This is a genomic window from Kineococcus sp. NBC_00420, assembly GCF_036021035.1.
Taxonomy (GTDB): Bacteria; Actinomycetota; Actinomycetes; order Actinomycetales; family Kineococcaceae; genus Kineococcus.
In genome coordinates this window covers 692,785-705,656 of record NZ_CP107930.1, presented here as the reverse complement: position 1 = coordinate 705,656, position 12,872 = coordinate 692,785, and the positions used below count along the sequence as shown (strand labels likewise).

12 protein-coding genes and 2 pseudogenes are annotated in these 12,872 nt (G+C 69.9%); 9 read left to right on the top strand and 5 right to left on the bottom strand.

The window, feature by feature from the left end; translation table 11 throughout:
- Nucleotides 1-26: 26 nt before the first annotated feature.
- The 4 genes from OG218_RS03465 (at nt 27) to OG218_RS03450 (ending at nt 2,430) form a co-directional block, all read left to right on the top strand.
- A complete protein-coding gene (locus OG218_RS03465; protein ID WP_328291809.1) occupies nt 27-254 on the top strand; it encodes a hypothetical protein in 228 nt (75 codons plus the stop codon).
- An 83-nt stretch (nt 255-337) separates the two neighbouring features.
- A complete protein-coding gene (locus OG218_RS03460; protein ID WP_328291808.1) occupies nt 338-604 on the top strand; it encodes a GlsB/YeaQ/YmgE family stress response membrane protein in 267 nt (88 codons plus the stop codon).
- 120 nt (nt 605-724) lie between these two features.
- Nucleotides 725-1,699, top strand: a complete 975-nt coding sequence (locus OG218_RS03455) for a DUF2382 domain-containing protein (protein WP_328291807.1) — start codon at nt 725-727, stop codon at nt 1,697-1,699.
- Nucleotides 1,700-1,842: 143 nt separating this feature from the next.
- A complete protein-coding gene (locus OG218_RS03450; RefSeq protein WP_328291806.1) occupies nt 1,843-2,430 on the top strand; it encodes a YsnF/AvaK domain-containing protein in 588 nt (195 codons plus the stop codon).
- 85 nt (nt 2,431-2,515) lie between these two features.
- On the opposite strand, the pseudogene OG218_RS26550 reads toward OG218_RS03450, so the two are convergent.
- A pseudogene (locus tag OG218_RS26550) lies at nt 2,516-3,967 on the bottom strand (IS3 family transposase).
- An 800-nt stretch (nt 3,968-4,767) separates the two neighbouring features.
- Between OG218_RS26550 and OG218_RS03435 the strand changes: the two are divergent.
- The 5 genes and pseudogenes from OG218_RS03435 to dxs all read left to right on the top strand — a co-directional run bounded on the left by OG218_RS03435 (nt 4,768) and on the right by dxs (nt 9,726).
- Nucleotides 4,768-5,208: a flagellar protein FlhE gene (locus OG218_RS03435; protein WP_328291803.1), complete on the top strand. Its 441-nt coding sequence runs from the start codon at nt 4,768-4,770 to the stop codon at nt 5,206-5,208.
- A 12-nt stretch (nt 5,209-5,220) separates the two neighbouring features.
- Entirely contained in the window at nt 5,221-5,637 is a 417-nt protein-coding gene (locus tag OG218_RS03430) for a hypothetical protein (RefSeq protein ID WP_328291802.1), read from the top strand.
- 144 nt (nt 5,638-5,781) lie between these two features.
- Nucleotides 5,782-6,720 (top strand): annotated as a pseudogene (locus OG218_RS03425) (DDE-type integrase/transposase/recombinase); the annotation flags it as partial.
- A gap of 543 nt (nt 6,721-7,263) precedes the next feature.
- On the top strand, nt 7,264-7,644 hold the full coding sequence (locus OG218_RS03420; RefSeq protein WP_328291801.1) for a hypothetical protein: 381 nt from the start codon (nt 7,264-7,266) through the stop codon (nt 7,642-7,644).
- A 105-nt stretch (nt 7,645-7,749) separates the two neighbouring features.
- Complete coding sequence (gene dxs, locus OG218_RS03415) at nt 7,750-9,726, top strand: 1-deoxy-D-xylulose-5-phosphate synthase (protein WP_328291800.1); 1,977 nt, start codon at nt 7,750-7,752, stop codon at nt 9,724-9,726.
- Here dxs and OG218_RS03410 read toward each other — a convergent pair.
- From OG218_RS03410 to OG218_RS03395, 4 genes are read right to left on the bottom strand one after another with little or no spacing between them, the layout of a single operon-like run.
- Nucleotides 9,636-10,649, bottom strand: coding sequence for a cell wall-binding repeat-containing protein (locus OG218_RS03410; protein WP_328291799.1), 1,014 nt, complete (start codon nt 10,647-10,649; stop codon nt 9,636-9,638). The genes dxs and OG218_RS03410 overlap by 91 nt on opposite strands.
- Nucleotides 10,650-10,658: 9 nt before the next feature.
- Entirely contained in the window at nt 10,659-11,054 is a 396-nt protein-coding gene (locus tag OG218_RS03405) for a rhodanese-like domain-containing protein (RefSeq protein WP_328291798.1), read from the bottom strand.
- Nucleotides 11,051-12,469 carry an alpha/beta fold hydrolase gene (locus OG218_RS03400; protein WP_328291797.1) on the bottom strand — a complete coding sequence of 473 codons (1,419 nt, stop codon included), beginning with the start codon at nt 12,467-12,469 and terminating at the stop codon, nt 11,051-11,053. Before OG218_RS03400 ends, OG218_RS03405 begins: the two co-directional genes overlap by 4 nt.
- A complete protein-coding gene (locus tag OG218_RS03395) occupies nt 12,466-12,855 on the bottom strand; it encodes a hypothetical protein (protein ID WP_328291796.1) in 390 nt (129 codons plus the stop codon). The genes OG218_RS03400 and OG218_RS03395 overlap by 4 nt, the downstream gene beginning before the upstream one ends.
- Between the last annotated feature and the right edge of the window lie 17 nt (nt 12,856-12,872).

The following is a 12,872-nucleotide window of genomic DNA, read 5'->3' as shown; positions in this document are numbered from 1 at the left end:
AGCATCCCGACTGAAGGAGATCGAACATGTGGGTCCTGCTCTCCAGCGGTCTGCGCCGATGGGTCATCTTCACCGTCGCCGTTCCGGTGGCCGGACGGTTGCTCGCCGGCCTGGGCCGGCGGGTGGAAGCCGGTAGCGGCCCCACGAAACTCTCCCGTGGTCTGCTGGGCGCAGGCCGGCTGGTGTCTTCCCGGGCCCGCAAGGACGACCCCCGCAACGCCCGGCGTGGACTTCTGCGCCGCAGGCCCCGCTGACCCGTCGGCGCCCTCTCGAACCGCACGACCCGCAGACACCCTGAGCCGATCAGATCATCGGTCGACCTGCACGAAGGAGAACCATGACCATCGGTGGCATCATCACCGCGATCATCATCGGCGCGATCATCGGCGCTCTGGCCCGCCTCGTCCTGCCGGGCAAGCAGAACATCTCCATCCTGCTGACCATCGTCGTCGGCATCATCGCCGCGTTGATCGGCACCGCTCTGGCCCGGCTCTTGAACGTGGCCGACACCCCCGGCATCGACTGGATCGAACTGATCCTGCAGGTCGCCGTGGCTGCCGTCGGGGTCACCGTCGCCGGCAGCCTCAGCGGCCGCCGCCGCTGATCGGCGGTTGCATCACCCGACCAGGTCCTGACCGGACTAGGAATCGGGGCTCTACTTCTTCCTGCACCGGCCGGTCGAAGCGCGTTGCGTGACATCCACACCGAAGAAGAGGAAACCCTCATGGCTCAGAACATCACCCCCGACGCCCTGTTCGGCACCACCGTCTACGACAACGACGGCGACAAGATCGGCAAGGTTGACGAGGTCTACCTCGACAACGCCTCCGGCCAGCCGGAGTGGGTCTCGGTCAAGACCGGCCTGTTCGGCTCCAGCTTGTCCCTGATCCCGCTGGCCCAGGCCAGCACGTCCGGGGACTCCGTCAAGGTGCCGTTCGCCAAGTCGGTCGTCAAGGATGCTCCCCATCACGACCCGGGTGCCGAGCTGAGTGAGACCGACGAGGCCGACCTGTACCGCCACTACGGCATCGCCGACTCCAGCGCCTCGGCTCCGAACACCGGCACCCAGAACACCGGCACCCAGAACACCGGCACCCAGAACACCGGCACCCAGAACACCGGCACCCAGAACACCGGCACCCACAACACGGGCACTGGTGTGACGGGCAGCTACGACACCGACCGCACCAGTGATCGCACTGCCTCCGGTTCCGGCTACGACCACAGCCGCGGCGAGGGCTACGACACCTCCGGTGACAACACCGACAACGCGATGACCCGCTCGAAGGAAGAACTGCGCGTCGGTACCGAGACCCGCGAGGCGGGCCGGGCGCGGCTGCGCAAGTACATCACCACCGAGAACGTCTCCCGCACCGTGCCGGTCTCGCACGAAGAGGTCGTTGTCACCCGCGAGCCGATCACCGAGGCCAACCGCGGGGCGGCCCTCTCCGGTGGCGACCTGACCGAGGAAGAGCACGAGATCGTCCTCACCGAGGAGCGTGCCGTGGCCGAGAAGGACGTCGTCGCCGTCGAGCGCGTCCAGCTGGGCACCGAGACCGTTCAGGGCACCGAGACCGTCCAGGCCGAGCTGCGCGAAGAGCAGATCGACCTCGACGCCGACGCCGGTGTCAAGACCGGCAACACCGCCGGCGTGGCAGACACCGCTACCGGGACCACGGGCAAGCACAACAAGCGCTGAACGCGCTTGCGGTGGCCATCAGGACCATCAGGGCTGATGGCCACTCAGCTTTCTCTGTTCCAGCTCCTCAGGACCCTGCGCTGCGAGGCCCTGCATGTCAGGGTTGAAGTGCCCACCGAGCGGCCTCGAGGTCAGGAACCAGGATGAACAGCAATCCCGCCGGTGAACCCACCATCACCGCTCCCACTGACCAGTTCACCGTGGCCGCCGCCCAGGGCGATGATTTTCCTGCTCTCGTTCCTGGCGACGTCGACTCGACTGTCGATGTCGTTCTGCACGCTGAGCGGCTGCTCATCTCTCGTGCGCGTTACGCGACGGAACGGGTTCGGTTCAGCAAGCGGATCGTGACGACCACCCGAACGATCGAGATTCCGGTCCGTATCGAGCAGCTCGTGATCAGTCACGAGCCTTTCCCCCCGGCTACCTCCGCGGACACTCTTGCCGCCACCTCCGCAGCCACCTCCACCAACACCATGGTCAGCGATTTGACCGCGGCTGTACCGGCGCACTTCCCGGGTGACGGTGAGGGCGAGAGTGACCTGATCATCGTGCTGCACGAAGAAGTTCCTGAGTTCACGTTGCGTGTCGCCCCGGTCGAGCGGGTCACCATCGGGGTCCGCACAGTCGTCGCCGAGCAGATCATCACCGCGACACTGGGTAGTGAGACCATCAGCGTCGATCAGCAGCAGGTCGACCAACAGCAAGTCGGCCACGAGCAAGTCGGCCAGTAGCAGCTCGATCATGTGCGTGGGGGACAGGTCCTCCCGGATCCCGCAACGTACCGACGCCGACACGAAAACCGTCAACCTCGTCGAGTCACGCAGAGGCTTGATTCGTTGAGTCCACCGGCGGCCGATTGATGTAGACCGTCGAGGGTGGCGTCGGCAGTCGCGGGTGCCGGGCAGAACGTTCAGGGTGCTCAGTGTAGGCAGCGGTCAAGGTCGCGCAGCGGCGGGCTCGAACCTCCCCGGCACGACCGTGGTGAACGTCAGTGGGGGTGAGCAGCCCAAGCTCGGAGTGGCGGGGCTCGGTGTTGTACCACGTGAAGAACTGCCTGCCGTGGCTGCGGGCGCGCTCCAGGCTGGAGAACCGGGCCGGGAAGTCCGGGCGGTACTCCAACGTCTCGAACGTGGTCTCGGAGTAGGGATTGTCGTTGGAACGATGCGGACGCGAATGCGACTTCGTCACCCCGAGATCGGCCAGCAGGAACGCCGTCGGACGAGACGCCATCGAGGATCCGTTGTCGGAGTGGATCGTCAACTGATCCCGGTCGTTGCCGTGACGGGTGATGGTCTCGGCCAGGAACGGCTCGGCCAGCGTCGAGGACTCTCGTGGATCGATCATCCACCCGACGATGTATCGGGAGTGGACGTCGATGATCGTGTAGGGGTGGAAGCAACCCCACTTCACCGGTCCCGCGGGTTTCGTGATGTCCCAGGAACACCTGGTTCGGCGCGGTCGCGACCAGTTCAAGCTTCATCCGCGCCGGGTGGGTGGCCTGGCGGCGACGTTCGGGGACCTCACCCCGACTGCGCAGCAACCGGTACGTGCTGGTTTCGGAGCACAGGTAGGTTCCTTCGTCCAGTGACGTCGCGACGATCTCTGCAGGAGCGGAGTCGACGAAGCGCGGTGGATGCAGGACGTCCAGGACGCCTTGGCGTTCGCCTGCGCTGAGGGCTCGGAGTTGAGGCCCCACCGGCCGGTTCGCGGCGAGGGCCCTGCAGTGGCGGCCGGCAATGCACCTCCCGGCAGCGCCGGCTGCGTGTTCGTCCCAGAGCGCGGCAAGCGGTCGTCACTCCGATGACCGGGGTGAGTTCGGCCAGGTAGCCTCGATCATTTGTCGGCCTCGCGGTCGGTGGTCGGGCTGCTGGTCGTGAGAGTGTCCAACAGCGCAGAGAGTTTTCCCTGGACCACGATCACCGCCTGTGCCTTGGCCAGGTCCGCGGCAAGGCGTTCGTTCTCCCTGGACAGGCGGGCGTTCTCTCGTTCCAACGGGTCGGCCTTGGCCCGCCCCGGGGCCCGGCTCAGGGCGTGGAGGGCGGCGGTGTCGCGTTGTTCACACCAAGCGGGGATGAGGGAGGTGTAGAGGCCTTCGCGGCGCAGGATGGCTCCGCGGGTGGTCTTGTCCGCGTCGTCGTACTCGGTGAGGACTTGCGCCTTGTACTTCGCGGTGTAGGTCCTGCGTTGGGCACGGGCGGGGATCTCTGGATCAGGTGCGCTGCCCATTGCTTCAGCCTGCACCGTGAGGAGGGGGTTGGTCACGCTCATCGGAGACTCCTTCACCACCCTTGGGTCAGAGTCAAGACAGCGGGTGCTGTCTCACTCCAGGCTGACAGAGAGGGCCGCGTTGTCCGCCGGTTGAGGGTTGAAGTCGAGTCAGGGCGCGGGTGGCTGCGGGGGTGAGGTCGATGGAGGGTTGGGGGTCGTCCACCAGGTCATCGTGGCGTTGTGCGGGGTCTCGCGCAGGGAGCAGTCGAGCCTGGTGGTGACTGGTGTGCCGGAGCCCACGACCAGTGCGGACACTGTCGTGACCGTGACGTCCGTGACCGTGAGATCGGGGTGGTGCGGGTGAGTCGCTGACAGCCCCGCGCTCACCCGGTGCAGGAGGAGGTCTGCGCTGCGTGGTGGCCGGACGGCAGCAGGAGCTCGGAGGACCGAGGAGTGTCACCGACTCCTCGATGCGGAACTGTCACCGATGTCCTGTGACATGACAGTCCGCTTCCTCGCCTGTTATGTCTCAGGACATCGGTGACGGTTCTACATCAGGACATTGGTGACACTTCCAACGATCCTGGTGGTGACACTTACGCACCCCCGGAGACGCTGCCACAGTGCGGCCCCGGGCAAGGGTGCGTACCGCGAGCATGGACGCCCAGCGACCTTTACCGGCTACCTGGGTCGCCACTCCCGTAGGTGAGAGCGGACAGATTGAGCCTCAAACTATAACCTTGGGTGATGAACCCATTACGCGGAGTAGCGGTATGAGGTACCGTCTCATCCGGTTCATCTAGAACCCACAGGCAAATCCCATGTGACTGCACCTCACCCTCACCTCCGGGAGAAGACACGTGAAGATCAAGACCGCCCTCAGGACCGCTGCCGCTGCCGCACTGGCCGTCGGGACCCTCACCGGCCTGGCGATGCCCGCCCAGGCCGCAGGGAACTACAGCGGAGCAGGCTCCCCGCTGACCTTGACCACCTACGGCGCCAGCCGCACCGGCTTCGGTCCCTCCGCACCCTCCACCGTGCCAGCGACGAGCACGATCACCGGCGTGTCCTACAGCATCAGCTACAGCCGACCGTCGTTCGCCCCTGGCTCCCTGAGCTCGCAGATCTGCTACACCGGCTTCGGCTGCACCGCCGCCAGCTACCCCTCTGGGTCCACCACGGCCTTCAATGGTCTGGCAGCCAACAAGGATCTCTACTTCAAGTTCATCTGGTCTGGTGGTAGCGGGACCATCAAGGGCGGAGTGAACGTGACCGACAGCATCACGGTCGACTACAGCTGAGAGGGAGCCACCATGCAGGTCAACCCCATCGGAGCCGCAAGCAGCAGCTCTCTGAACCGGACCGCGCAAGCCCTGTCCCGCCACAACCTCATCGACGGTGGCGGCATCGGACCCCTCACCCCGGGCGACTACAAGATGCTCCAGGCCGCTAGCGGTCTGACGTTCAGCTGGCCCCCCAAGGAGGGAGAGGTCTTCCCCGAAGAGGCGGTGAACATCGCCTCCATGCGCGCCCAGCAGGTCGCTGCTGGCGCCGCGATCAAGGAGCTGAACCCGGCCGACCTGATGAAGATGCTGACCGACGGCACCGGCAGTGAGGAGTTTGCAGCCAACGCGACCGCCTACCTGCAGAACGGCACCGTCGCTACAGCCAAGACCACAGCCAGCGTTCGGGCCACCCAGGTCGCCAACCCGGATGCGACCTACCTCTAGACCGCATGGCGTCAGCCGACGCAGACTGCCCGCCATCGCCTCCTCTGGGTGGCGGGCAGCCTGCGTCTACGTGATGTCGGTGACGGCGAAGCACGGGCCCGGCGATCGTTCGGTCGGGATCACCGGGGCCGCGAGGCTGCGGCGGTGGCTGCTCATGAACCGATCAATCCCAGCGTCCGTCTCGCCATCGCCCAGTGGCCCGAAGACGCCCCGCGCGGGGCGGTCTCAACCTTCTGCGCCGAGCACGACATCTCCCGCAAGTCCTTCTACGAGCTGCGCAAGCGCGCACGACTGCACGGGCCTGCGGCGGTGCTGGAGCCCCGGTCGCGGCGCCCTGCGGTCAGCCCCAGAAGGCTGACGGAGGAGGTTAAGGACCAAGCCGTCGCGGTCCGGGCTGCCTTGGAGGCCTCCGGCTTGGATCACGGCCCGATCAGCGTGCACGACAAGATGGCCGCGATGGGCCTGCCGGTGGTGCCCTCGACCGCTGCGCTGGCCCGGATCCTGCGCGAGCGGGGCGTGGCCCGCGCCGAGCCGAAGAAGCGGCCCCGCGCGGCCTGGCGCCGGTTCGTCTACCCGGCACCGAATGCCTGCTGGCAGATGGACGCCACCGAGTACGTCCTCACCGGCGGCCGCAAGTGCGTGATCTTCCAGTTGCTTGATGATCACTCCCGCTACGCCGTCGCCTCTGTGGTCGCGGCCAGCGAGACTGCTGCGGCGGCGATCGCCACCTTCGACAAGGCCGTTGTCGCTCACGGTGTCCCGCAACGGCTGTTGACCGACAACGGTGCCGCGTTGAACCCCGCCCGCCGAGGTCGGGTGGGTCAGCTCGTAGAGCACGTGTCTCGCCTGGGGGTCGAGGCGATCACCGGCAAGCCGTACAAGCCGACCACTCAGGGCAAGAACGAGCGCTTCCACCAGACCTTGTTTCGCTACTTGGACAAGCAGCCCCTGGCTGAAGGTATGGGCGAACTGCAGACGCAGGTCGACGCCTTCGACCATCTCTACAACACTCAGCGGCCCCATCAGGGGCTACCGGGGCGGGTTACGCCCCTGACGGCCTGGCAGGCCACCGCCAAGGTTGAGGCGCCGCGTCCGCACTTCGAGCGGCCCCAGCCCTCCCGGCTGCCTTCCCGACTGCCCGACCTCCGACTCCCTGAAGCTGCCGCCGACTCCGGCCGACTCCGGCCGACTCCGGCCGACCACGGCGACCTCGCTCACGACCTCGCTCACGACCTCGCTCACGGACGCGCCCGTGGATCTGCCGATGGATCTGCACATCGACACCTGCATCAGGACGTTGAGCAGTGCCGGCACCTTCATGCTCGACCGGGTTCAGTACAGGGTTGACGGGCAGTACGGCTTCGAACGGGTTCTGCTCACCACCGACGGCGACAAGATCATCGTCACCGACCTTGAGGGTGGGGTCCTCATCGTGCACACCCGCCCCGCGCCGGGGGTCCGGTACGTCGGCAATGGAAGAGCCGCGGGCCGGCGGCGACTCAGTCCGGCAAGTGTCACCGATGTCCTGACACATGAAGTGTCACCGATGCCCTGATGCAGAACCGTCACCGATGTCCAGATACATCACAGTCCGCTTCCTCGCCACGACGTCGTAGCATCGAACGCATGTTCGAACGACGTCCGCGGCACGGCCCGCCGGGCTGGCCGCAGGAGGTCCCGCCCCCCGAGGTGGACGACTGGCAGGTCGCCACCTCCTCCTGGCTGCTCGACCAGGCCCCGCCGGAGTTCCGCTCCTACGCCGCCGTCCGCCACCACCCCCTGCTGCTGGCCTGGCTGGTCGGCCACCACGTCAGCGCTCAGCAGGAGGCCGTCGTCCGCGCCCGCAGCACGGCCCGCCGGGACCTCGCCGCCGACCTGCCCCCCGAGGTCGGGCCGCAGGTCTTCGACGTGCTCGACCGCGAGGAACTGCGGCTGCGCAGGGTGGCGCGCGCGGTCGACCTGCTCGAGCAGGCACTGCGAGGGAAGAGGTTCGTGCCGCGCCTGTGAACGCTCTGTCCGAACGGGCGAGTGCGGGCCGACGTCGGGGAGGGGTCCTCCTACACTCGCTCAGTCCGTTCACGCTCGACCCCGCGACACAGGAGGCCACCCCGCATGGGGCTGCTCGAGACGATCAAGGGGCCCGAGGACCTCAAGGCCCTGCCCGCCGAGGACCTGCCCGCGCTGGCCCAGGAGGTCCGCGACTTCCTCGTCGCCGCCGTGAGCAGGACCGGCGGGCACCTCGGACCCAACCTCGGCGTCGTCGAACTGACGATCGGTCTGCACCGCGTCTTCGACTCCCCGCGCGACCGCCTCGTCTTCGACACCGGCCACCAGAGCTACGTCCACAAGCTGCTCACCGGCCGCCAGGACTTCGCCCACCTGCGTGAGGCGGGCGGCCTCTCCGGCTACCCCTCCCGCGCGGAGAGCGAGCACGACGTCGTCGAGAACTCGCACGCCTCGACGTCGCTGTCGTGGGCCGACGGGCTCGCCCGGGCCTTCGAGCTGCGCGGCGAGAGCCAGGGGGAGAACGGGCGTCGCGTGGTCGCCGTCATCGGTGACGGCGCCCTCACCGGTGGCATGGCCTGGGAGGCGCTGAACAACATCGCCACCTCACGCCGTCCCGTGGTCGTCGTCGTGAACGACAACGGACGGTCCTACGCCCCGACCATCGGCGGGATGGCCTCCCACCTCGCGACCCTGCGCACGACCCGCGAGTACGAGAAGCTCATGGACTGGGGCAAGCAGTCGCTGCGACGCGGTGGCACCCCCGGCCGCCTCGCCTACGAGACGCTGCACGGCGTCAAGAAGGGGATCAAGGACATCGTCGCCCCGCAGGGGCTCTTCGAGGACCTCGGTCTCAAGTACGTCGGACCCGTCGACGGCCACGACACCGAGGCCGTCGAGCACGCCTTGCGCCGCGCGCGGTCCTTCGGCGGCCCCGTCATCGTCCACGTCATCACCCAGAAGGGACGCGGCTACGAACCGGCCCTCGCCGACGACGCCGACCGCTTCCACGCCGTCGGGATCATCGATCCCGAGACGGGGGAGGCGCAGGCCACCTCGGGTTCCTCCTGGACCAGCGTCTTCGGCGAGGAGATCCGCGCGATCGCCGACGTCCGCCGCGACGTCGTGGGCATCACGGCCGCCATGCAGGGCCCGGTGGGTCTCGACGCGTTCGCCCGCGCCCACCCCGACCGCGTCGTCGACGTCGGGATCGCCGAGCAGCACGCGGTCACCTCCGCGGCCGGCATGGCCGCCGGCGGTCTGCACCCCGTCGTTGCCCTCTACGCCACCTTCCTCAACCGCGCCTTCGACCAGCTGCTGCTCGACGTCGCCCTGCACCGGGCCGGGGTCACCTTCGTCCTCGACCGCGCCGGGGTCACCGGCCCCGACGGTCCCAGCCACCACGGCGTGTGGGACCTCGGACTGTGCCGGCTCGTCCCGGGCCTGCGTCTCGCCGCCCCGCGCGACGCCGCCACCCTGCGCGAGGAACTGCGCGAAGCGCTCGCCGTCGAGGACGCGCCGACGGTCCTGCGCTACAGCAAGGGCAAGGTGCCCGCCGACATCCCCGCGATCGCCCGCGCCGGGCACGCCGACGTCCTCGAGGGGCCCTCGTGGGCCGAGGGTGACGACGTCCTGCTCGTCGCCGTGGGCTCGCTGGTACCTCGCGCCCTCGACGTCGCCGCTCGGCTGCGGGCCCACGGCGTCGGCGTGACCGTCGTCGACCCGCGCTGGGTGGTGCCGGTGGACGAGGCGCTGCTGGAGCTGGCCCGCAGCCACGGCCACGTCGCCGTGCTCGAGGACGGTGGCGAGGTCGGCGGTGTCGGCTGGGCGCTGGCGGCGGCGCTGCGCGGGCGCGACGACCCGACGACCGTGCACACCTTCGCTCTCCCGCAACGTTTCCTGGACGTCGGCAGCCGCGACGCCCTCCTCGACGAGGCCGGGCTCGCCCCGCAGGACGTCGCCCGGACGTTGGTCGAGGCGGTGGCGCTCGGCGGTCAGCAGGTCCCCGCGAAGGACTCCTCGGAGATCGCCGACTCGTCGCCCACGACGATCGTCGCGCCGAGCGAGGTCGCGCCCGAGAGGTAGTCGTCCGTGGCGGCGGGCGTGCAGTCGCCCGGTACCAGCAGCAACGGTGCGCCGTTGACCGCGGCCGCCGGCACGGCGGCCAGGGCGTCGGGGAAGTTCCGGCCGGTCGCCAGGACCGCGACCTCCGCGTCGGGGAAGGTCGTCCGGGCCACGACGGCGGCGGTGTCGTAGCGGTCCGCACCGGAGAGCCGCGCGACCGGGTCGGCGTCGGTGAGGAAGAGGGCGACCTGGTCCGCGACGGGGTCCGAGACCGAGTCGACCCCGCCGATCACGGTGGCGCGGGCCCGGTCGGAGGCGTTGAGCCAGGCGGTGACGGTCGACGGGAGGGCCTTCGGCGCGGTCAGCAGCAGCGGTTCGCCCCTCCCGCCGGCCAGGGCCGCTCCCGAGACGGCGTCGGGGAAGGCGTCACCGCGGGCCAGGACGAAGGAGGTCTGGTTCGCGGGGAAGAAGCGCGTCGCGATCGCGGTGGCCGTCGCGTACCGGTCCGCCCCCGCGGTGCGGTCGACGGTCGCGGTGGGCAGCAGTGCCCGCACGGCGCTGAGGACGGCGTCGGGCACGCGGTCCGGCCCACCCACGACGTGCACGAACGCGGGCGCGAGCCGCTTCAGCACGTCGATCGTGGGTCGGGGGAGACCCCTCGCGGCGGTCAGCAGCAGCGGACCGTCGAGGCCGGCGGCGGCAGGGCCGTCCGCGAGGGCGTCGGCGAAGGACTCACCGCTGGCCAGGAACAGTGCCGACCCGGGCGAGGGTGCGAAGGAACCGTGGGAGACGACGGCCGCGGTCTCGTACCGGTCGGCGCCCGCGGCGCGGACGATGCCGGTGTAGGCGAACGGGGTGCTCACGGCCTGCGCCGGTGCCCCGGTGGCGAGCAGACCGGCCACGACCAGTCCACCGACGATCGCAGCGTGACGCCTGGTGCGCATGACGCAACTCTACGTCACCTCACGGACCGGCCCGCGGTGTACGGGGAACCCCGCGGCGAGCCACGCCTGCACCCCGCCCTCGAGGTCGGTGGCCCGGTGCAGACCGACCGCCCGCAGCGACGCCGCGGCCAGGCTGGAGCTGTAGCCGTGCCGGCACACCACGACCACCCGCAGGTCCGGTCCGGTCGCCTCCGGGATCCGGAAGGGGCAGGTCGGATCGAGTCGCCACTCCAGCACCGTCCGGTCGATGACCAGCGCGCCCGGGAACTCCCCCTGCTCGACCCGGTGGGCCGGGGTGCGGGTGTCGACGACCAGCGCCCCCGCCCGCTGCTCGGTGCACAACTGCTCCGGGGTCAGCCGGTCGAGTCCGACCCGCGCCGCGGCCAGCACCTCCTCGATGCTCACAACAACCCCGCCAGACCCGCTGCGGCACGGTCGAACTCGTCGGCCACCCCCTCCGCCACGAGTTCCACGGCCGGACCCCACCCGTCGAGGGCGGCCTGGCGCAGGCCGTCGGCGTGGTCCTGGGCGCGAACCCGCACCGCGTCGAGCACCTCCTCCTCGCTGCCCCTCCAGCCGTAGGCGGCGAGCAGGGCCCGCAACCGCCGCCACCGCTGCTCCGGGGTGCGACCGTCCTGCCCCATCAGCGGGACCCACCGCAGCGCGACGAACGCCAGGTCGCGCAACGGGACGGAGGGGGCCACCAGGTCCCAGTCGACGAACCCGACCAGACGCTCACCGTCGACGACGGCGTTGTAGGGCGCGAGGTCCTGGTGGCCGAGGATCCGGCCGTCCTCGCTCCAGAACTGCTCCGAGGCGTCGTGGAACTCCCGCAGCCAGTACCCCACGTCGGTGAGCAGCGCGTCACCGAAGACCCAGTCCGGCCAGGGTTCCTGCGTACCGATGGTGCTGCCCCGCAGGTACTCCCAGACCTCCCGGCCCGCTTCGTCGATCCCCAGCGGACGCGGGACGCGGTGGAACCCCTGCGCGTGCAGGTCGCCGAGCAGGGCCTGCACGGTCGGGGTCTGCGTGCCCGCCGCCTTCCGGACGGTGCGCCCGATCCGGACCGCCCCGAGGTTGCGCCCGCCCGGGAGGTCCTCCGGTTCCTCCGGCGCCAGGAAACTCCGCACCACCTGTGCGAAGCCCGCGGGGTCGTCGCGCCACGGGAAGTGCCGGGCCCGGGTGAGTTCCACGAAACGGGCCCGCGGGAACAGCTCGGCGAACTCCCGCAGGACGGCCGGGGGAGCGCCGACGTCGAACTCCCCGGCCAGCACCAGCACCTCCCCGGCGAAACCTGCGACAGCCGCGCGGGTGGCCGTCGGGTCGAACGCACCCGGGGCGGTGAACTCCGCCGCCAGCACCGGGTCGGATTCCTCCGCGGGATCGGAACCGGTGAACCGCCCCACGGCGTCCCAGTCGTCCGGCTCGCCGTGGCCCGCACCGACCCGCTGCAGCGCAGCGAAGCTCTGCTCGAACCAGGGTTCGTCACGGCTGAGTTCCGCCGTCCGTGACCGGGTCTCCGCCGACACCGGCAGCCCGACGGCGAACACGCTCGGGGTGACGAGCACCAACCGTGCGACCCGGTGGGCGAAGCGTTCCAGGTAGCGGACGGCGAGGTTCGCCCCCGCCGAGTGCGCCACCAGGTCGACCACGGGGATCCCGTGCGCCTCCCGCAACTCCTCCAGCGCGTCGACGAGCTGGTCGCAGCGCCGTGCCGGCGCGAACCGCAGGTCGGCCACCAGGACGCGTTCGCCGGGGAGTTCGAAGGGGAGGTAGGCCGGGTCCAGCAGGGGACCCCCGGGCACCAGCAGGACGCTCACGCGCCGACCACCTCGACCGGAAACCCGCTGCGGACCGCGGCGAGCACCGTCGAGTCCGCGATGGCGGCCCGGAGGAGTTCCGCGACCGCGCCACCGCCCTCGAACCGGACCCGTGCCCCCACCACGCGACCCTCCACGACGTCGACGTCGGCGAGCACCCGCACCGCGTCCAGGTGCGGGTCCTCCGGGTCGGCTGCGGCGTAGCGCAGGTCGTTGGCCAGGCACCCCGCGATCGCCAACGCGAGCAGCTGCCCGCCGTTGAACCCGAGTCCCGCCCCGCCGGCCGCCCCGTCGGGGCGGTCCACGACGATGCAGTGGCCGCCGCTGCTCCCCACCGCCGTGGCGGTTCCGGACACCGGGCGGACGACAGCGCTGATCGTGGCCATGCCCGCAGCATCGCGCA